General features: G+C 67.4%; 21 protein-coding genes. 8 read left to right on the top strand and 13 right to left on the bottom strand.

Annotation, left to right across the window (positions count from 1 at the left end; all coding sequences use genetic code 11):
* Positions 1–1,347 (top strand): deoxyribodipyrimidine photo-lyase, encoded by a 1,347-nt coding sequence (locus tag ABDC78_RS11060; RefSeq protein ID WP_178362260.1) that lies wholly within the window; start codon positions 1–3, stop codon positions 1,345–1,347.
* 8 nt (positions 1,348–1,355) lie between these two features.
* Here ABDC78_RS11060 and ABDC78_RS11055 read toward each other — a convergent pair whose 3' ends face one another.
* Positions 1,356–2,204 (bottom strand): mycofactocin-coupled SDR family oxidoreductase, encoded by an 849-nt coding sequence (locus ABDC78_RS11055; RefSeq protein ID WP_178362259.1) that lies wholly within the window; start codon positions 2,202–2,204, stop codon positions 1,356–1,358.
* A 109-nt stretch (positions 2,205–2,313) separates the two neighbouring features.
* Between ABDC78_RS11055 and ABDC78_RS11050 the strand changes: the two genes are divergently transcribed.
* Positions 2,314–2,568 (top strand): DUF2631 domain-containing protein, encoded by a 255-nt coding sequence (locus ABDC78_RS11050; RefSeq protein ID WP_178362258.1) that lies wholly within the window; start codon positions 2,314–2,316, stop codon positions 2,566–2,568.
* A 7-nt stretch (positions 2,569–2,575) separates the two neighbouring features.
* Here ABDC78_RS11050 and ABDC78_RS11045 read toward each other — a convergent pair whose 3' ends face one another.
* Positions 2,576–3,157, bottom strand: a complete 582-nt coding sequence (locus tag ABDC78_RS11045; RefSeq protein WP_178362257.1) for a hypothetical protein — start codon at positions 3,155–3,157, stop codon at positions 2,576–2,578.
* Positions 3,158–3,327: 170 nt separating this feature from the next.
* Positions 3,328–4,770: a wax ester/triacylglycerol synthase family O-acyltransferase gene (locus ABDC78_RS11040; RefSeq protein WP_178362393.1), complete on the bottom strand. Its 1,443-nt coding sequence runs from the start codon at positions 4,768–4,770 to the stop codon at positions 3,328–3,330.
* Between the two features lie 263 nt (positions 4,771–5,033).
* Between ABDC78_RS11040 and ABDC78_RS11035 the strand changes: the two genes are divergently transcribed.
* Both ABDC78_RS11035 and ABDC78_RS11030 read left to right on the top strand, forming a co-directional pair.
* Positions 5,034–5,717: a DUF427 domain-containing protein gene (locus ABDC78_RS11035; protein WP_178362256.1), complete on the top strand. Its 684-nt coding sequence runs from the start codon at positions 5,034–5,036 to the stop codon at positions 5,715–5,717.
* Positions 5,718–5,854: 137 nt separating this feature from the next.
* Positions 5,855–6,871, top strand: a complete 1,017-nt coding sequence (locus ABDC78_RS11030; protein WP_178362255.1) for an NADP-dependent oxidoreductase — start codon at positions 5,855–5,857, stop codon at positions 6,869–6,871.
* A 9-nt stretch (positions 6,872–6,880) separates the two neighbouring features.
* On the opposite strand, the gene ABDC78_RS11025 is transcribed toward ABDC78_RS11030, so the two are convergent.
* Positions 6,881–7,801 carry an LLM class F420-dependent oxidoreductase gene (locus tag ABDC78_RS11025; RefSeq protein WP_178362254.1) on the bottom strand — a complete coding sequence of 307 codons (921 nt, stop codon included), beginning with the start codon at positions 7,799–7,801 and terminating at the stop codon, positions 6,881–6,883.
* A 120-nt stretch (positions 7,802–7,921) separates the two neighbouring features.
* On the opposite strand from ABDC78_RS11025, the gene ABDC78_RS11020 reads away from it, so the two are divergent.
* Positions 7,922–8,854 carry an LLM class flavin-dependent oxidoreductase gene (locus ABDC78_RS11020; protein ID WP_178362253.1) on the top strand — a complete coding sequence of 311 codons (933 nt, stop codon included), beginning with the start codon at positions 7,922–7,924 and terminating at the stop codon, positions 8,852–8,854.
* Here the strand turns inward: ABDC78_RS11020 and ABDC78_RS11015 are convergent.
* Entirely contained in the window at positions 8,851–10,017 is a 1,167-nt protein-coding gene (locus ABDC78_RS11015) for an acyl-CoA dehydrogenase family protein (RefSeq protein ID WP_178362252.1), read from the bottom strand. The genes ABDC78_RS11020 and ABDC78_RS11015 overlap by 4 nt on opposite strands.
* 68 nt (positions 10,018–10,085) lie before the next feature.
* Here ABDC78_RS11015 and ABDC78_RS11010 point away from each other — a divergent pair, with 68 nt between their 5' ends.
* Positions 10,086–10,553, top strand: coding sequence for an SRPBCC family protein (locus ABDC78_RS11010; protein ID WP_178362251.1), 468 nt, complete (start codon positions 10,086–10,088; stop codon positions 10,551–10,553).
* Here ABDC78_RS11010 and ABDC78_RS11005 read toward each other — a convergent pair.
* The 7 genes from ABDC78_RS11005 to ABDC78_RS10975 are packed head-to-tail and all read right to left on the bottom strand — an operon-like array spanning position 10,550 to position 17,461.
* Positions 10,550–11,497: an alpha/beta hydrolase gene (locus tag ABDC78_RS11005; RefSeq protein ID WP_178362250.1), complete on the bottom strand. Its 948-nt coding sequence runs from the start codon at positions 11,495–11,497 to the stop codon at positions 10,550–10,552. The two genes, ABDC78_RS11010 and ABDC78_RS11005, sit on opposite strands and share 4 nt — an antisense overlap.
* Complete coding sequence (locus ABDC78_RS11000; protein WP_178362249.1) at positions 11,494–13,017, bottom strand: NAD(P)/FAD-dependent oxidoreductase; 1,524 nt, start codon at positions 13,015–13,017, stop codon at positions 11,494–11,496. The genes ABDC78_RS11005 and ABDC78_RS11000 overlap by 4 nt, the downstream gene beginning before the upstream one ends.
* 7 nt (positions 13,018–13,024) lie before the next feature.
* Positions 13,025–13,756 (bottom strand): glucose 1-dehydrogenase, encoded by a 732-nt coding sequence (locus tag ABDC78_RS10995; protein ID WP_178362248.1) that lies wholly within the window; start codon positions 13,754–13,756, stop codon positions 13,025–13,027.
* Positions 13,756–14,550, bottom strand: coding sequence for an aldolase/citrate lyase family protein (locus ABDC78_RS10990; protein ID WP_256736503.1), 795 nt, complete (start codon positions 14,548–14,550; stop codon positions 13,756–13,758). Before ABDC78_RS10990 ends, ABDC78_RS10995 begins: the two co-directional genes overlap by 1 nt.
* A 7-nt stretch (positions 14,551–14,557) precedes the next feature.
* Positions 14,558–15,526, bottom strand: a complete 969-nt coding sequence (locus ABDC78_RS10985) for a zinc-binding dehydrogenase (RefSeq protein WP_178362246.1) — start codon at positions 15,524–15,526, stop codon at positions 14,558–14,560.
* A gap of 1 nt (position 15,527) precedes the next feature.
* A complete protein-coding gene (locus ABDC78_RS10980; protein WP_178362245.1) occupies positions 15,528–16,748 on the bottom strand; it encodes a cytochrome P450 in 1,221 nt (406 codons plus the stop codon).
* Positions 16,749–16,756: 8 nt separating this feature from the next.
* Positions 16,757–17,461 carry an NIPSNAP family protein gene (locus ABDC78_RS10975; RefSeq protein ID WP_178362392.1) on the bottom strand — a complete coding sequence of 235 codons (705 nt, stop codon included), beginning with the start codon at positions 17,459–17,461 and terminating at the stop codon, positions 16,757–16,759.
* 144 nt (positions 17,462–17,605) lie between these two features.
* Between ABDC78_RS10975 and ABDC78_RS10970 the strand changes: the two genes are divergently transcribed.
* Positions 17,606–18,445 carry an SMP-30/gluconolactonase/LRE family protein gene (locus ABDC78_RS10970; RefSeq protein WP_178362391.1) on the top strand — a complete coding sequence of 280 codons (840 nt, stop codon included), beginning with the start codon at positions 17,606–17,608 and terminating at the stop codon, positions 18,443–18,445.
* A gap of 9 nt (positions 18,446–18,454) precedes the next feature.
* The gene (locus ABDC78_RS10965; protein WP_178362244.1) at positions 18,455–19,258 is read left to right on the top strand and encodes a thioesterase family protein; all 804 of its coding nucleotides are present in this window, start codon (positions 18,455–18,457) and stop codon (positions 19,256–19,258) included.
* A gap of 86 nt (positions 19,259–19,344) precedes the next feature.
* Here ABDC78_RS10965 and ABDC78_RS10960 read toward each other — a convergent pair whose 3' ends face one another.
* Positions 19,345–19,536, bottom strand: a complete 192-nt coding sequence (locus tag ABDC78_RS10960) for a ferredoxin (protein ID WP_178362243.1) — start codon at positions 19,534–19,536, stop codon at positions 19,345–19,347.
* Between the last annotated feature and the right edge of the window lie 58 nt (positions 19,537–19,594).

Raw genomic sequence — 19,594 nt, 5'->3', positions numbered from 1 at the left:
ATGCCTGCACTCCTGTGGTTCCGTCGCGATCTGCGATTGTCCGACCTGCCCGCCCTGCTCGCCGCCGCCGACGTCGATGGAGACGTGCTGGCCTGCTACGTGCTGGACCCCCGCTTGAAGGCCTCGGCCGGACCCCGCAGATTGCAGTACCTCTACGACGCGCTCCGCGACCTGCACGACGCTCTCGACGGGCGACTGCTGATCACCGGCGGCGACCCGAAGAGCCGGATCCCGTTGCTGGCCAACGCCGTCGACGCCACGTCGGTGCACGTGTCCGAGGACTTCACCCCGTTCGGACAGCGCCGGGATCAGCAGGTGCGCGACGCACTCGGCGACATCGAGATGGTGGCGACCGGGTCGCCGTACCTGGTGTCGCCGGGCCGGGTCACCAAGGACGACGGCACGCCCTACAAGGTGTTCACCCCGTACTTCGCGTCCTGGCGCAAACACGGCTGGCGTGCCCCCGCCGAGTCCGGGGCCCGCTCCGCGACCTGGATGGAGCCGGCGGAGGTTTCCGGAAAGACCCACATCGTCGACATCCCCGATCCCGGGGTCGAGCTGGAACTGCCGGCCGGTGAGCAGGCCGCCCGGCGGCAGTGGGAGGAGTTCACCGGCTCCGGACTCGCGGGGTACTCCGACGATCGCAACCGCCCGGATCTCGACGGCACCAGCAGGATGTCGGCGCACCTGAAGTTCGGCACCATCCACCCGCGCACCATGGCCGCCGATCTGGGCCAGGGCAAGGGTGCGCAGGCGTACCTGCGGGAGTTGGCGTTCCGCGACTTCTACGCCTCGGTGGTCAACGAGTGGCCTGACAGCGTGTGGTGGAACTGGAACAAGTCCTTCGATCGCATCGAGGTCGACGAGGGCAGCGACGCGGAGCAGGCGTTCGAGGCGTGGAAGGCCGGCAGAACGGGCTTTCCGATCGTCGACGCCGGCATGCGTCAGCTGGCCGAGACCGGGTTCATGCACAACCGGGTCCGGATGATCGTGGCGTCGTTCCTGGTCAAGGACCTGCACCTGCCGTGGCAGTGGGGCGCCCGCTGGTTCCTGGAGCAACTGGTCGACGGCGACATGGCCAACAACCAGCACGGGTGGCAGTGGGCCGCGGGATGCGGCACCGACGCGGCGCCGTACTTCCGTGTGTTCAACCCGACCACCCAGGGTTCGAAGTTCGATCCCTCAGGCGACTACGTGCGTCGCTACGTCTCCGAGCTGGCCGATCTGGATGCCGCGGTGGACGTGCACAAGCTCAATGGCAACCGGCCGGACGGCTACCCCGAACCCATCGTCGACCATGCCCAGGAACGGCAGGAGGCCCTTCGCCGGTACGGCGCCCTGAGCTGAGCGTCGGACTACTTGAGCATCAGCCCGGCGTCCACCGGCAGCGCCACCCCGGTCAGGTGCCGGCCGGCCGGTCCGCAGAGGTAGACCATCGTCTCGCTGACGTCACCGGGCTCCATCATCGGGATCGTCAGCAGTGGTCGCTGCGACTCACCGAACGACGGGTGCTCGGCGACGAAACCGGCCATGGCCTCATTGAGGACCATGGGCGTGGCGACGCCGCCGGGGTGTACCGAGTTGACCCGGATGTTCCTGCTCGCCAGCGACGTCGCGAAGTGCCGCATCAGGCCGACGACGCCGTGCTTGGCGGCGGTGTAGCCGGCCGCCCCGTGGCTCATGCTGTCGAAATCGGTGCTGACGGACTTGAACCCGGCCGCCGAGCTGGTGATGACGATGGCTCCGCCCTCGGGATTGTGCAGCATCGCCGGAAGGGCGGCGTCGATGGTGAAGTAGACGCCGTTGAGCATCACGCCGATGGCGTCGGTGAACGCGGTGATGTCGCGGCCCTGCGCACCGGCTGCGGGCAGAATGCCCGCGTTGGCGAGCACAAAATCGAGACGCCCGAACTCCTCGACCCCACGGGCGACCACTTCGGCCAACCGGTCACGATCGCGGACGTCGCCGCGCTCGGCCAGGATCCGCCGACCGGTCTTCTCCACCAGGCGCACCGTCTCCTCGAGGTCCTCCGGTGTCGCCATGGGGTACGCGACACTGTCGAGTTGATCGCACAGATCGAAGGCGATGACGTCGGCGCCTTCCTCGGCGAACCGAATGGCATGTGCGCGCCCCTGCCCGCGGGCGGCTCCGGTGACGAAGACGACCTTGTCCGTGAAGATCCCGGGCGCGTGTTGTGATGCCATGATCGGCGAGCCTACTGCGCCTTCACTGCGCAACCCGCGACTCTACGTCCGGCGGTAGTAGACCTGTGTCAGAATTACCCGACAAGCCGCCCGATCATGAGGAGCAGCCGTGGCAAACACCGAGGTGGAACGTCATACCGGCGTCGACGTCGAGGACGTGCCGTCCGCAGAGTGGGGCTGGTCCAAGGAGAATCCCCGCATCATTCAGATCGGTGGCCTGATGGGGGCCGCGTTTCTGCTGCTGATGCTGCACGGCAATCACACGGGCCGCGTCGAGGACTGGTTCCTCATCGGCTTCGCGGCACTGGTCCTGGGCGTGGTCGCCCGTAGCTGGTACGTGGGCCGCAACAGCGCCACCAGGTAGCTCCGGCTCAGACCGAATGCAGCCGGCGGCCGCCCCGTTCGTGTAGCCGGAACAGCACCTCATCGGGTGCCACTCCACCGGCGCTGACCTCGTTGCGGCCGGTCGCAACGAGTGCGTGCCGCTTGAATGCCCTCGCCGCCACGCTCAGCGGGTGGGCAGCAGGTTCGAGACGGTCTCCGAAGCCCCCGGATGCTAGGCGTCCCCAGACGATGACCTCGGTCAACCCTTCGGCCACCACGCGCGCCACGTCGTCTCGGACCAGCACGTCATCGGTCAGCATGTCGGCACCGACCGCGATCGCTGCCGCCCCCGAAAGCCCGCGAAGCACCGCTGTGACGTCGGTGTCGAGTTCCTGCGCGGCGACTCCGAGCACCGCCAGCGGACGCATATCGCAGGGGCGGGCCAGCAGCACGCTGACATCCCAGCCCGCGCGGGCCCGGTCGCAGAGGAATCCGCCGACGGATTCGACGACATCGCTCACGCCGGTCCCGAGCACGACGAGCCGATAACGATGCAGGCCACCCTCGGCAGCGGAGTCACCGTCGGAGCGCCACCGCGGCGCGGCCACGCCCGACCCATCGCGATTCATCAACGCATCAAGCCACCCTTCGGCGCCGCCGGTGTCGCGCCTCAGACAGCGTGACACTTCTTCGGAGATCTGTAAAGAGCGCGCATCGCCGGGGCCGAGCGGCCGCCGCCGCGGGATGCACCGAATGCGCCTCCGAAGCAACGGTTTCCGCAGGATGTCACGGGCAACTCTCAGTGGCGGAGATGATTCGCAGGGGCCAACGGCAACGCTGTCGTGATGGGAGTGAGCGCCTCGGACAGACCCGCCGCCCCGCGGATCGTGACGAAAGACTCGATCATCGCGTCGGTGACCTCGTGCGGATCGTCGAGCGTGCGATCGTCGGTGAGCACCGAGATGGAGAGTTGATCGACGTAACTCCACACGGTGATGTTCATTCCGCTGCCGGCGACGATCGGCCCGACCGAGTAGATCTCGTCGACCGTCGCACCCTCGATGACGCCCCGCTGCCGGGGTCCCGGCACATTCGAGATCGTCAGGTTCATCACGCTGGCTGATTCGACGCGCCGTGCCTGCGTCCGGAAGATCCCCGGCGTCACCGCCGGCGGCAGGTACGACAACCAGGACGGGATCAGGGTCGGCCCGAGGAGCTGATGGTTCTCCTTCGCGATCGACGTTGCCATCGCCGTGAGCCTGACCCGTTCGAGTGGGTCGTCGACATGGACGGGCAATGACGGTGTCATGTAGGTGAATTCGTTGCCGGTCAGCCGCTGCGGCGAGGTGTTGACGCTCACCGGCACGCCGGCGATCAACGGGAAGTCGGCCTTGTTGTCGTAGCGCAACAGAAGCTGTCGCAGGGCACCCGCGGCAGTCGCGAGCACGATGTCGTTGAGGGTGACGCCGAGATGCTTGGCTGTCTCCTTGACGTCGGCCAGCGCCAACGGCGCGGTCGCAAAACGCCGTCCGGGGGTGACGACGTGGTTGATGAACGTCGCGGGCGGGGCGAAATTACGCGCCAGGTCGGGGTTTCGCCCGCGCTCCCTGGCCTTCCTGCGGACCCGTGCGACGCCGGTGGCGGTCTCGTTCATCAGCCGCGGCAGCCGCCGAATCAAGCGCACGTGATCGCGCCCGGCGGCCTTGAGGAGACTGGCAGGCGTTCGCGTTGCGGCATCGGGGGCAGCGAGCGCACCGCTCACCTGGGGCTCGTGCGGCTGGAGCGCCATGGCCAGCTGATTGGCCGAGGCGACTCCATCGGCCAGCACGTGGTGCACCTTGTGGATGATCGCGATGCGGTTGTCCGCCAAGCCTTCCGCGATGTACATCTCCCACAGCGGATAGCGCCTGTCCAACGGCGTACCGGCGATCTCGCCGATCAGCTGGTCGAGTTCTCGGCGCCCGCCGGGAGCGGCGACCCGCGCTCTGCGGAGGTGGTAGTCGAGATCGATCTCGGCGTTCTGCACCCACATCGGATGGTGGAACTTCAGCGGGATGTCGATGAGTTGATAACGCAGCGGCGCCAGCGCGTGCAACCGCGCTCCGGCAACCGCACGGAAGAGGTCGAAGTCGTAGCCCTCGACCTCGGAGACGTCGAGCACACCGATCTTGAGGGTGTGCATGTGGATCTCCGGCGTCTCGCTGTACAGCATCATCGCGTCCACGCCGTTGAGCCGCTTCACCTTCACCCCGTTCGCTTCGACCCACCGTCGCACCCCCAGGCGGAGGCCGTGATCCTGGTACCCATTCCACAGGGGTTTGGCGCCGCAGAGGGTGTCTTCGCCCAAACTGACACCGCGTGTTGCCACAATCGCGACCGCCATCGTCGGACGCCCGCCGCAGGGCGCATGACATCTGGGTCAGAGTTTGTAACGTCGTGCATTCAGAGTTTGTAAAGTCACGGTATGAGGATGGACAGCACCGGCGTCACCGCCGGGAGTTCCCGATGAGCCTGGTCGCCGGAAGCGGTCCGCTCAGCCGCGACCGCGCGGGCCGGCTCACCCCGCCGATCGGTGACGACCTGGTCTACATCGAGCCGCATCCGCGGCGCATACAGGCGATCCGGGACGGCCACGCGGTGATCGACACCGAACGCGCGCTGCTCGTGCATCGCCGGGGCCACCCGTTGAGCTTTGCGTTCGCCGCTGACGAGATCGGTGGTCTGTCGGCGACGCCGGTGCCCGAAGCTCCCGGTTACGTGGTGGTGCCGTGGACGGATGCCGACGTCTGGCTCGAAGAGGGTCGGCGACTGGTGCACTACCCACCCAACCCCTACCACCGGGTGGACTGTCGTCCGACGACCCGGAATCTGCGCGTCGACGTGGCGGACACCACGCTGGTCGACACCGTCGACACGGTGATCCTGTTCGAGACTGCGCTGCCGCCCCGGCTCTACGTCGACCCGGCCCTGGTGCGGACCGCTCTGCTACGGCGGTCGCCGACAACCAGCTACTGCAACTACAAGGGGTATGCGACCTATTGGAGCGTGATCGTGCCCGACGCCGTCGTCGAGGACGCGGCGTGGAGTTACGACGAGCCGCTGCCCGAGAGCCTGCCGATCAGGGGCATGCTGAGCTTCGACGAGACCAAGCTCGACGTGCGCGCCGAGCTGCCGCAGCCCCGCCCCTGACCCGACCTTGCGCCGGAATTGCGTTCCAGCAGCGGAAATGTGGGTCGAGGCCTGCCGGAATGCAATTCCGGCCGCGACCGACCGGGAGTTGCCCGAAGCGGGTCCGGTGGCGCCTCGCCTTCGGTAGGTTCACCCGGGTGCCGACGACGAACCGCCAGATCCTGTTGCGCCGCCGCCCAAAGGGTTTGGTTGCGCCCGGGGACACCGAGTTGGTGACAGGCACCGCCCCCGAGCCCGCCGAGGGTGAAGCCCTGGTGCGCACCACCTATGTGGGGCTGGACGCCGCGGTCAGGACGTGGTTGGACGACCAGCCGAGCTACCTGCCACCGGTGCAGCTGGGCGAGTGCATCCGGGCGGCAGGTATCGGTGAGGTCGTGGCGTCGCGATGTGACGCCTACGCCGTCGGTGATGTCGTGACCACCTTGACGGGATTCCAGGAGTACACGATCGTGCGCGACGACCTGTTCACCACGCCGGTGCCGGGCCCCGGCGACCAAGTGGATCAGCGTGCCGTCATGTCGGTGTACGGACCCACCGGCGCCACCGCGTACTTCGGCATGAGCGGGGTCGGCCGACCGCAGCCGGGCGAGACCGTGGTGGTGTCGGCCGCCGCGGGCGCCACGGGGTCGATCGCCGGGCAGATCGCCAAGATCGCGGGCGCCCGCGTGGTGGGCATCGCCGGTGGGCCGCACAAGTGCCGAGCGGTGGTGCAGGACTTCGGGTTCGATGCGTGCATCGACTACCGACAGGACGGGCTGCCGGCGGCTCTGAAAAAGGAATGTCCGCGCGGGATCGACGTCTACTTCGACAATGTCGGGGGCCCCATTCTCGATGCCGTGCTCGGTCGACTGGCCCACAAGGCGCGGGTGGTGCTCTGCGGTGTCATCTCCAGCTACCTCACCGGCGAGCATCCCGGGCCGGCGAACTACGTGAACCTGCTGGCCAAGACCGCGACGATGCAGGGTTTCAACGCCCTGGACGAATGGGGCCGCTTCGACGAGGCCTTCGCCGCCCTGCGGCAGTGGGACGACGAGGGGCTGCTGGTGCACCGCGAGCACATCTTCGAGGGCATCGAGTCGTGTGTCGACGCGCTCAACGGTCTGTTCACCGGGGCCAACATCGGCAAGACGCTGGTCCGGGTCGGTGGCGCCTGACCCCGCTACCTATCGCTGCGAGATGACCGCGGTGCCGAACTCCTCGATCGCGTCGAGCGTGTGCGCCAGGCTGTCGCCGGGCACCGATACCTGTACCCACGTCACCCCGACCTTCTCGAGATCGGCTACCCCGGCGAGGAACGCGTCGGCGTCGAAGTCGTCGTCGCCCGGACTGCCACCGGCCTCGTTGGTGAAGGTGACGTCGACACCTGCGGGGTCACGACCGACGGCCTCGAGGCGGCGGTGCAGATCGTCGATTCCGGCGGCGAGGCGCTCGACCGAGTCGAGAGTTGCGGTGCGGGCCGTCTGCGCGAGTGCCGCAGGCGCCCGGAACGGACACCAACCCTGGCCGTGGGTCGCCACCCGCGCACGGGCCGCCGACGTGTTGCCGCCGATCCAGATCGGCGGGTGGGGGGTGCTGATCGGCTTCGGGTGGGCGGTGATGCCCTTGGCGCTGAAGTGCTGCCCCTCGAAAGACACGTCCTCGGTGGTCCAGATCTTTCTGATGGTCTGAAGGGACTCCTCGAACAGCGAGGCCCGGTCGTCAAAATCCACACCGAGCGCGGCGAACTCGCGCTTGAGGTACCCCACACCGACCGCCAGCGTGAACCGGCCGCCCGACACCAGGTCCAGCGTCGCGCCTGCCTTCGCCACCACAAAAGGGTTGCGGTACGGCAGCACCACGATGTTCGGGATGAGCCGCATCGTCGTGGTGTGAGCTGCTGCGAATCCCATTGCGACGAAAGGGTCGAGCGCATCGTGCCCGCCGGCCTCCAGCCACCGCTGCGAGGGCGCGGGGTGGTCGGTGAACCCGAAACCGCCGAAACCCGCAGCCTCGGCGGCGGCGGCCACCCGCGCGATGCCAGACCCGGTCACGAGTTCCGGGTTGTAGGGGTGGCTGTGCATCGGATGGGTGATGGCGAACTGCATGCTCAGCTCTCCTCGACTCGGCGCGGACCAGAACTTTCTTCTCCAATACTGAGAATGTCGTTACCATGCAGGCGAGACAAAGTACAGCGATACCCGCGCCAGGAAAGTGAAGCGACCGCCATGAGCAGGCCCGAGATCGGCGTGTATCTGCCCCAGATGGGCTTCTCGTTCGACGACATGCTGCACCGCACCCGGCGCTGTGAGGACCTCGGGATCGACTCGCTGTGGCTCTACGACCACCTCTACGGACCGGGAATGCCGGACTACCCGTCCATGGAGGCATGGACACTGGCCACTGCCCTGCTTGCCCGCACCGAGCGGATCCGGATCGGACACATGGTGCTGTGCAACCAGTTTCGCCATCCGGTCACGCTGGCCAAGATGGCGACCACGCTGGACCAGATATCGCGGGGTCGCCTCGCGCTGGGGATCGGAAGCGGTTCGATCGACGACGAGCACCACCGTGCCGGATTGGAATGGGGCACCTTCGCCGAGCGGTCGGCACGTCTGGGCGAGACGCTGGAGATCCTGCACCAGGCCTTCTCAGGTGAGCGGATCAATTTCTCCGGCAAGCACTTCACCGTCTCGGACATGCCGATCAAGCCCGGTCCGGTCCAGACGCCCGGTCCGCCGATCGTGGTCGGCGGGGTCGGCGAGAAGTTCACCCTGCCACTGGTGGCTCGCTACGCCGACGTGTGGAACGTACCGACCTACGCGCTGGGCGACATCGGGCACAAGATCTCGGTGCTGCGGTCGATCTGCGAGGACATCGGTCGTGATCCACAGACCATCGTGCTCTCGATCGAGGCGGTGATGGCACTGGCACCGGATGACGCATCGCTGCCGAAGGTGCGCAGTCTCGCTGAAAAGCGTTTCGGCGTAGCGGGCTTCGGTCTGCACGAGGCGGGCTTGATCGGCACCCCACCCGCAGTGGTCGACCGCCTCGGTGAGCTCATCGCGATGGGGTTCGGTCAGATCGTGCTGTTCACCCACGACCGCTGTTCCGACGAGACGCTGGAGGTGCTGTCATCGGAGGTGATCGCCCGGCTCTAGCTGCGGCGGTCGGCGGGCGGTGCGTACTGGGGCCGGCCCAGACCGAGCGCATGCTGGGCGATCATGTTGCGGAACACCTCGAGCGTGCCTCCGTAGACACCGGTGGGTGACGCCAGCCGGAACACGTACTCCGCTCCCCCGTCGCCGGCAGCACCGCCGGTCCCCGTCGGAAGGCTCGACGCGGCGCCGAGGATGTCCATCAGATCGGGCGTGACGTCGCGAAGGGTCTGGGCGATCGCCACGCGGCCGAACATCCCCGGGGTGCTCAGAGCGACCTCCGTCCGAGCGATGCTGCGGCCCAACCGGTATCCGACGGAACCCTCGGAGATGTCGGCCTCACCGGCGATCGTGTCGATCGCTTCGGCGAGCAGCAGAGCGTGCTCGGTCATCACCGCGATCTTGTGCAGGCCGCTGTCGTCGAGTTCCACCGTGCCGTGTTCGGCGTTGAGCGCCTCGCGGAGCACCGCCCAGCCGCCGTTGACGGGGCCGACCCGGTACCTGTCGTCGATCCGGACATCGCTGTAGAAGGTGATGTTGGTGCGGTCGCCGTCGACGGTGCGGATGGGCTGGATCTCCACTCCCGGCGCATCGAGAGGGACCAGGAACATGGTCAGGCTCTGATGCTTGGCAGCCGCGGGGTCGGTGTTGGTGATCAGGAAGACGTACTGCGCATGGTGGGCGTTGGACGTGAACATCTTGGAGCCATTGACAACCCAGCCCGCTCCATCGCGCACCGCGCGGGTCTTGCAGGTCGCCACGTCGGAGCCGCCTTCCGGCTCGGTGTAGCCCAGACACAGCCGGTGGTGCCCGCTCAGGACCTTGCCGAGTACCTCCTCCTTGAGTTCGGCCGACCCGAACCGGTCCACCGCGGTGGCGACCATCGACGTGGTGCCCCAGTGGAACCACGGTGCGTGCACGCGACCGATCTCGAGTTCCCAGATCCGGCGACGGACCGCAGTGAAGCCTCCGGCAGCCTCGGGCAGCCAGTCGCGTTCGAGGTATCCGGCCGCCCCGAGCGCCAGATGGAGGCCTTCGTCGAAGTTGTCCCCGGTGACGCGGTCGCGGCGGATGACGTCGTCGGTCACCACCGAGGCGAGAAACGAGCGCAGCTCCGCCTGGAACTCCCGATCCCCGTCGGACAGCTCTACCTCGGAGAAGTCCATGCCCAGCAGCGTGACATTACGGCGATATTTTGTAAAGCTGTGCTGGACCAGATGGAAGGGCGGACACCGTGGGGATCGTGACGACGACGTCGGAGACGGCATTCACCCGATCTCCCGAGGAGATCTACGACTTCGTGACCAACCCGGCCAATTGGCCGAAGACCTACCCGGGTAGCGCGCACGTCGGCAAGGTGCCCGAGAAGCTGCCGCTCACGGTGGGTGACACCTGGACCGAGAACGGTCCCGACGGCACGCGTGTCTTCACCTGGCACCTCGCGATCGCGATGCGCCCGAAGCTGTGGATGTTCAACTCCGTCGGCAATCTCGGCCACGATGCCGACGGCACCGGCGGCATGCCGGGTCGGATCACCGTGCAATACAAGTTCACCCGTCCCGGCGAGGGCATCACCTTGTTCAGCCGCACCATGACCGTCGAGGCCTTCAAGGACTCACCGCTACCGGATGGCTTCTTCCGCACGGTCAACCCGGCCCACATCGACGCCTACCATCAGGCTGTCGCCCGAGAGTTGGCTTAGCGCAGCAGGGCCCGCCGCAGCGCCGCACCCTGGATCTCGAAGAGCTGCGTGCTGGTCGCCCAGTCGGGCACCAGAGAATCGAACCCGTGACAGGTGCCGGGGAACACGTGCAGCTCGGTGGTGACCCCGGCCCACATCAGCCGCAGCGCATAGTCGATCGCCTCGTCGCGGAGCGGATCGAGTTCCGAGCAGGTGATCAGCGCACTGGGCAGAGAGGTCAGGTCGTCCGCACGCGCAGGGGCCGCGTCTGCGGTCGCCCGGGTGTCTGCCAGATAGTGACGCCACATCCAGTCCACCGCGGGACCGTCGAATCCGGGGGTGGTGGTGAACTCGTCCTTCGACGGTGACGGCCGGTTGTCGAGCACGGGCTGGTGCAACAGCTGGAACACGACCGTCGGCGCCATTCCGGCGGCAGCGCGCTGGGCCAGCCGGGCAGCGAGGGCGGCCCCCGCGCTGCTTCCGGCCACTGCCAGAGCATCGGAATCGATGCCCAGGGCCGCAGCACTGCCTGCCGCCCACTCGAGGACGGCGATCGCATCATCCAACGCTGCCGGGAACGGATCCTCCGGCGCCAGGCGGTAATTCACCGACAGCACGGTGCACCGGCCGCGACGGGCAAGCTCGATGCACTGGCGGTGGTCGGTGTCGAGGTTTCCGAGCACAAACGCACCTGCGTGGCAGTAGACGACCGCAGGGGCCGGCGGCGGGCCGCCGCGGTAGATCCGCACGGTGACGACCCTGCCCGCCTCGACTGCGACATCACGCTGTTCGATCTCGACACCCACGGTGTCTGCGGTGGCGGCCGTCTCCGCGCGCCGCTGGTTGAGCGAATCACGCACGGCGCCCAGCACTGCCGGCGCCAGGTCGGTGCGCGCCGTGGCGAGGGGACGCAGCACCGGGTCGAGTCGGTCGGCGATGTCGCGCGCCGCAGGACGTTCCGTCATCGCCGATCCTCCGTGTCGTGAGCGCCGACCCGGAGGCCCGACCGGGTGCGCGAGTGCCCTCGGGTGTCGGAGAAGGCGTAGTCCCCGGGCCGGAACCGCCGGGTGAGTCTCCAGAAATCGCGGGCGCTGCGTGGCCACTGTGTGACGACCCTGCCGTTGGCGGCTCGGAAGTAATTGCTGCACCGTGTCAACCACACGGTTCCCTGCATCCACGCGTCGACCCGGGTGATGAACTGCGCCATCACCTCCGAGCGGACCTCGATATAGGTTTCGTCCCTGCGCCGCATGTACGTCAGCGCCCGCACGATATAGCGGGCCTGCGCCTCGAGCATGAAGATGACGCTGTTGGAACCGACGTTGGTGTTGGGCCCGTAGAGCATGAAGAAGTTGGGGTATCCCGGGACGGACATCCCCAGGTAGGCGAACGCGCCGTCGCGCCAGGTGTCGCTCAGCGCCGCGGCGTCGACACCGCGCACGTCGATCTGCCCCAGGTAATCCGCCGCAGCGTAACCCGTCGCGCACAGCACGATGTCCACGTCGAGTTCGGTCCCGTCCTCGGTCACCAGCGACCGGGCCCGCAGTGCGCGCGCCGGGCTGGACACCACCTCGACGTGCGACTGGTTCAGCGCTTTCAGATAGTCGGTGGCAAAAACCAGGCGCTTGCAACCGAACGGGTGCTCAGGGGTGAGCCTGCGCCGCAGATCCTCATCGGTGATGGCGGCTTCCAACGCGCGCAGCGCAACACCCTTGAACTCCTGGGTCTTGTCACTGCCGTCTTCGATGACGGAGATGTTCGACTCGCTGCGCAGCCACAGCCTGGTGCGATAGATCTTCTTGGCCAGCGGGACGTGCGCGAAGAGCCACTTCTCGCGCGCGGTGTAGGCCCGATCCGGTTTGGGGAGCACCCACGTGGGCGACCTCTGGACGGAGTACACCTTTGCGGCCCGCTTCGCGACCTCGGGAACCAGTTGTGCCGCAGTCGAACCCGTTCCGAGAACCGCCACCCTCGCGTCGGTCAGGTCCACCGAATGATCCCAGCGCGCCGTGTGCATGACCGTTCCGGTGAACGGCTGCTCTTCGGAGAGGTCGGGCATCACCGGCTTGGTGAACAGCCCGATCGCCGACACCACGATGTCGAATTCGTGCTCGTCGCCGCCTGCGGTGACCAACCGCCATGTCCTGGTTGCCGATTCCCATCTGGCCGAGACGATCTCGGTGTTCAGCATCAGGTTCGGGTGAAGCCGGTAGCGGTGTGCGCATCGTTCGAAGTACTCGAGGATCTCCTGCTGCCCGGACCACAGCCTCGACCAGTGCGGGTTGAGATCAAAGGAGTAGGAGTACAGGTGTGACTTCACATCGCAGGCCAGACCCGGGTAGGTGTTGATCCGCCAGGTACCACCGATGCCGTCCTCGCGGTCGAAGACCGTGAAGTCGTGGAAACCTGCTTTGCGCAGGAAGATTGCGAGGGCCAGACCGCCGGGGCCGGCGCCGATGATTCCCACGGAGAGCGTCTTGGTCATGGGGTTTTCATCCGATCTGCAGAGACTGCCCACCGTCGACGACGAGCTCCGATCCGGTGATGAACGCTGCATGTTCGGAAACCAGGAACGCCACCGCGTCCGCGATCTCGACGGGCTTGCCGATGCGGCCCATCATCGCGTTTGCGGACAGGCGCGCTTGGGTGGCCTCGTCGAGCATCGGCGTCGCGACCGCACCGGGGAACACGGAGTTGACCCTGATGCCCACGGACGCGAGTTCGGCCGCGGCGACCTGGGTGAGCCCCCGAAGAGCCCACTTCGACGACCCGTAGGCACCGTGGTTGGGGAACGGCCGGATCGCCCCGGTGCTGCAGGTGTTCACGATGGCTGCGCCCTCGGACTCTCGCAGATGCGGTAGCACAGCCTGGATTCCGAGGAACGGCCCGAGGCAGTTGACCCGCCAGCATTCCTCGAACCCCGCCGCCGTCTCGTCGGCCAGTGCAGCACGATGCAGCACGCCGGCATTGTTGACCAGAGTGGTGAGCCCACCGAATCGGTCGACGGCGGTCCGGACCGCCGCTGCCCACTGGTCGACCGAGGTCACATCCAGTGCCACGGCGGTCACCCGGTCGGCACCCAGCGACGCAACGGTGCCGGCCAACTCCTCGGCGAGCAGGTCGCACGCCGCGACGCGGAAGCCGTCCTCGATCAGCCGGGCCGCGATGGCTGCGCCCTGACCGCGGGCTGCGCCCGTCACCAGTGCCACCCGGTCGCCGGCCATCAGTAGGTCCCCCGTCGGTTCTCGGCTTGCTCGCGTCTGTCTGATGTCCCGAGTGCCTCGGCCAGGTGGGCTGCCGCCCCGCGGCGCAGCGCCTGCGACTCCGATGCCAGGGTGATCATCCGAAATCCTTTCTGCACTGCGATGTGTCCGAACGCGCCGGTACCGGCGTGCACCCCGCTGATCAGCCCCGCCGCGGTGGCGGTGTGATGGATGTGCGCCATCGCGTCGCCGACTTCCTGGTGTGTCCAGGCGTCTGCAGGCCCATGCCCCATGGAGATGGCCAGGTCCGCAGGGCCGACGTAGACGCCGGTCACCCCCTCGACGGCGCAGATCTTGTCGATCGCGCCGACCGCCCGCGCCGTCTCGACCATCACGAACACCGATGCCCGCGCTTCGAGTGCGGCGAGGTCGGTCCCCATGCTCGCTCGCAGCGGCCCGAAGCTACGCACGCCCCGCGGGGTGTATCGGGTCGCCGCAACTGCGGCGGCTGCCTGCGCGGCGGATTCGACCATGGCGATGACGACACCGTCGGCGCCCGCGTCGAGCACCCTGCCGATCGGAGCGGCGTCGGCGCCGGGCAGGCGTACCAGCGTGGCGATCGGGAGGTGTTCGAGCCTGCGCAGCATCAGAGCGACGTCGGCGTCGGTGAGATACCCGTGCTGGACGTCGAATCCGACGTAGTCGTAGCCGGCCTGGGCGAACTCCTCGGGCCCGAGAACCGTCGGTCCCACCACCCAGCCGCCCCACACCTGCGCCGTGGTGGCGAGGAGGTCCTGCAGTCTGCTCACCGTCAGTCGCCTCTCAGGACACGATCGCGATCTTGATGCGACCGGGAACCGGCCGGCAGGCCAACTCGAACGCCGCTTGCACCTCATCGGCGACGAAGGTGTGGGTCACGTAGCGGTCGAGGAGACCCGGGTGCGTCCTCGCGAACTCGTCGGCCCGCTCGAGGACCCGCCGACGATCCAGCGTCACACCGGCTTTCAGTGTCAGGTTGTTGCGCAGCATCGTGCGCATGCTGATCGGATAGCAGTCATCGTCGGGCACCCCGAAGTAGAAGACGGTGCCGCCGGGCGCACACGCCTCCACCGCGTGCGACAGCGTCGCGACCTGGTGACCCACTGCTTCGATCACGACGTCGGGCCTGTCATCCGGAGCCAGTCCACTCACCCAGCGATCGCTGGTTGCGCGCACCACACGGTCCACCCCGAACGCCGCGCCTGCGTCGGCACGGTCAACCGGGTCGACCCCGGTGACGTGGGTGGCTCCGGCGGCCTTGACGACGTAGGAGAACAGCAGACCGATGGATCCCTGACCGAGCACCGCGACGCGGCGGCCGGCGAGTTCGGGCAGTTGCTCCACGGCATAGAGCACACACGCCAACGGTTGCAAGGCCGCGGCGTGCGCGGGGCTCAGCGACGGATCGTAGGACGCCAGGCCGTCACCGTCGGCGACAACCTGCTCCATCAGCCCGTCGAAGCCCGACGCCCAGCCGACGACGCGGTCGCCCTGCCGATGTGCGGGATGACGGCTGGCCATCACTTCGCCGACGATCTCGTGGATCGGGAAGCCGTCCTTCTCGGCGGCGCAGGCGCCGGTGTCGCCGGGCAATCGCCCTTTGGATCCCCGAAATCCCGGCAGATCGCTCCCGCAGACCCCCGCGGCGAGAAACCGCAACAGCACTCGTCCGTCGTCCAATGCTGCCGGTGAGCACTGTGGCACTTCGGTTTTCTCGAACGTGAACGGCGCGATCAGCCGGTGGGACCACACCTCACACCTCCACCGGGATCGTGTTCCATCCCCATTGGAAGCTCGACGGCGGCCGCAGCGCCGCCTCGGTGTCGACCCGGAATTCGGCTACCCGATCGAGCCATTCGGTCACCATGATCGTGATCTCCAGGCGCGCGAGGTGGCTTCCCAGGCAGAAATGCTGGCCGCGGCCGAAAGCGAGCAGGCGCTCGATCGGGCGGTTCCAGACGAATTCGTCCGGGTCGGGGTACTCCCGCTCGTCCCGGTTGGCGGAGCCGAGCAGGGAGATGATGCGCTGACCCGGCTCGATCGTGGTGCCGTGCAGCGAGTATGGCCTGCGCAGCGTCCGGGCGAACCACTGTGCGGGTGCGCAGAAGCGGATCATCTCTTCGCGCGCGACCGTCACGTTGGTGTCCAGGTCCGCGCGGACCTCGGCGAGTTGACCGGGCCGAGTGCACAGTTCCCAGAGCCCGTGCGCGACGATCTTCGGAACGGTTTCGGTGCCGCCGATGAAGACGCCTAGCAATTGCACCGCGGCCTCCACATCGCTGAGCGCCGACCCGTCGGGAAGTCGGTAGGCCAGCAGGTTGTCCACCATCGGCAGGTCAGCGCCGGACCCCGACCTTCTGCGCTGCACCACCGGCACCAGGTACTCCAGATAACCCGGGCGGGCATTGGCCACCTCGACGCCGCTACCCGGTTGTGCGAGGCTGCCCGCGTTGACGGTGGCGAGCACATCGGCGGCGAGATCGGTGGGCAACCCGACGAGTTCGCAGACGATCGACGCCGCCACCATTCCGCCGTAGTCCTGGGTCAGGTCGAACCTGCCGCGCGGCAGTAGTTCGTCGAGTCGCTCGTTGGCCAGGGTACGAATCCGCGCGGCCAGCTTCGAGACGTTCCTGGGACGGAACGGCGCTGCGGTGCAGCGACGCACGTCGTCGTACACCGGCGCGTCGAAGTTCGCATGGAACGGCAGCGGGTGGATCGGCGGATCGGGAACCGGCCCGTCGTTGTGCTCGGCAAGCACGGCCGCGGAGGGCAGCGTTCCTTCTGAGGCGACGAACGTTCCGTCGTTGATCTCCAACACGTTCCAGATGTCGGAGAATCGTGACAGTGCATAGGTGTCCCACTGCTCGAGGTAGTACACCGGGTGCTGGTCGCGCAGCACGCGGTAGAAGGGCAGCGGGTCGGCCATCACGGCCGGGTCGAAGGGGTCGTAGAGGAACTGCTGTGTCGCAGGCATATCCGCGCTCACTGTAGCGGGGACGGCGGCAGCGCGGCGAGGATCGAGTCCTCCCAACCGTCGCGCAGGGCGGGCGCAACACTCATCCAGGTGACGATCTCCGCGGGCGGGCTGTCCTTCCACGACGGGTAGTGGTTCTCGAAGCAGTCCCAACCGCCTTCGAGGGCCCAGTAGTGGATCACCTCGTTGAATCGGAAGGTGGTGATGAACGAACCGAGCCAGCGCTTGCCGGTGGATTCCGACCAGGGCACGTAGAGGCGTTCGAGTTCACGGATGTAGTCGTCCTGGCGGCCTGGCTTGGTCTGCATGACCTCCTGGATCACCAGCTCGGCTTTGAAGTCCGCGTCTCGCAGTTGGGCCAGTGTCCTGTTGCTGCGCCCTGCATACATGATCCGGCCTTCTCCACGAGCTCCGTTGTCGCGCAGAAACATCGCCCACTGCGCGGCGTGGTCGCGGTGGCTGCCACCGGCAGCTTGAGCGCGCCCGATGCGGGCGTAGTCGGCGAATGCGTCGATCTCCCAGATGACGGTGACCTGCGGCCAGTGCCCGTTGAACGGGGTCGTCTCCCACATCGCGAACAGTCTGGCGCCCAGTTCGCTCATCATCGGCTCGTAGACGCCACTGAACTCGGAGAGGAACTGCTCGCCGCGCACCGATCCGAGGTCGATCGTTTCGTGCAGGTAGAGCAGGGTGTGGCTGTGGTACTTCTTCATGTTCACGATCGCCGGTTCCCGTCACCGGTGGAGACACCGACGCTGCAGGTGGTTGACAGTGACACCCAGCGAGCGTGACACTTGTCGCGTGTTTTGTAAAGTCACTTGTTGCTCCGTTCCGAAGCTCGGCGGGGTCCCCGGATGATGACGCTCACCTCGCTGGCCGAAGGCTTCTGCTTCGGCGAGGGGCCCCGTTGGTTCGAAGGGCTGGTGTGGTTCTCCGACATGCTCGGTGAGGCCGTCCACACCGTGACCCTCAGCGGTGAGATGAGCACGCTGCCGTTGACCGGACACGCGCCGTCCGGCCTGGGATTTCGACCCGACGGGACCCTGCTGATCGTGTCCACCGAGCGCAGGCAGGTGCTCGGCTACGACGGGGAGACGGTCGCCCTGGTGGCCGATCTGTCCGGGCTGACATCCGCCCCTCTCGGCGATATGGTGGTCGACCGGCACGGCTGCGCCTACGTCGGTTCGCAGGCACGGTCGGGCGGGGTGATCGTGCGGATCGATCCGGACCGCGACGTCGACCGTCGCGCCACCGTGGTCGCCGGCGATCTCGATTTTCCCAACGGGATGGTGATCACCCCCGACGGCCGGACGCTGATCGTGGCCGAGTCCACCGGCCGGAGGTTGACTGCGTTCACCATCGCCACCGATGGATCCCTAAGCAACAGAACGGTTTTCGCCGATCGACTCAGCGGTCCACCGGACGGGATCTGCCTCGACGACGGCGGCGGCGTGTGGGCGGCGATGACACTGGCCCACCGGTTCGAGCGGATCGTGCACGACGGCGGCGTGGGTACCGTGACCGACCGGATCGACGTCGGCGACCGGATCGCCATCGCCTGCGCGCTCGGCGGCCCGGAGGGAAATCTGCTGTTCCTGGTGACCTCCACCGAGGCCTACCCCGAACGTCTGATCGGGACACGACTGTCCCGATTGGACGCCACCGTCGTCGACATCCCGGTCACCGGACAGCGCTGAGAGGTCGAGATGTCCGATTCCTACTACGAGTTGATCGACGACAACCCTCTGGGGCAACGATTCGCCGCGACGGACTTCGTCCGCAGCACCTGGTCTGCCGCCATCCAGCACGCCGCTCCGGTGTCAGCTCTGCTGGTGCGTGGACTGCAACGCTGCGAGCCCCGCCCGGACACCCGGCTGAGCCGGGTGCTGATCGACCTGCTGGGCCCGGTGCCCGCCGAGGGCGATCTGTGGGTGCGCACCCAGCGGGAGCGGTCGGGTCGCCAGATCGAACTCGTCAGCGCCGAGATGCTGGCGCTGGGCCCTGACGGCGAGCCGCGACCGGTGGCGCGTGCCAGCGGGTGGCGGCTGCAGACTCTCGACACGACAGCCGTCGTGCATGCCCCCGCTCCGCCGTTGCGCCCGGTGAGTGATGCGGTCAGCCGGGACATGAAGAAGGACTGGGACCGGAACTACGTGCACAGCCTGGATTGGCGCTGGCTCACGACTCCGATGGGCGAAGGCCCCGGCGAGTCGTGGATCAAGCCGGTCGTCGATCTGGTCAAGGGTGAGTCGATGACACCGTTGGAGCGGTTGTTCGCCGTGGCCGACGATGCGAACGGGATCGGCACCAAGCTCGACATCCGTCGATGGACGTTTCTGAACACCGATCTGGTGGTCCACGTCCACCGGGTGCCCGGCGGTGAGTGGATCGGCATCCGCGCCGAAACCAACTACGGACCCGACGGGATCGGGACGACGATCGGGACGCTGTTCGACGAGCAGGGTCCCGTCGGCGCGATCCAGCAGTCGGTTCTGGTCCGCCCCCGCTGAGTTGCGGCACAGCCCGCGGAATAGCATTCCGGGCTGCGCTCGAGCTATTCCGAGCAGCCGGGAATGCTATTCCGCGGCAGGCACGCTCAGTCGTGGAGCGTCAGCGCCGCCGCCGGGCATTGAGTGACAGCTCGCTGCATCTGGTCGCGGTCGGATTCGGGCCGCTCCGCGTCATGGATCACCACCGTGCCGTCGTCCTGCACCTCGAACACCTCGTCGGCGATGGATTCGCAGATGCCGTGCCCGGTGCACTTGGCGAGATCGACTCCGACCCTCATCGCCGCTCCTGAGGACTTGTCACCGGATGTGGGCACCGTCGCCGCCGAAACCCAGAGG

It is taken from the genome of Mycobacterium sp. DL (assembly GCF_039729195.1).
Taxonomy (GTDB): domain Bacteria; phylum Actinomycetota; class Actinomycetes; order Mycobacteriales; family Mycobacteriaceae; genus Mycobacterium; species Mycobacterium hippocampi_A.
The sequence above is the reverse complement of the archived record's forward strand: the minus strand, read 5'-3'. Positions and strand labels throughout refer to the sequence as shown.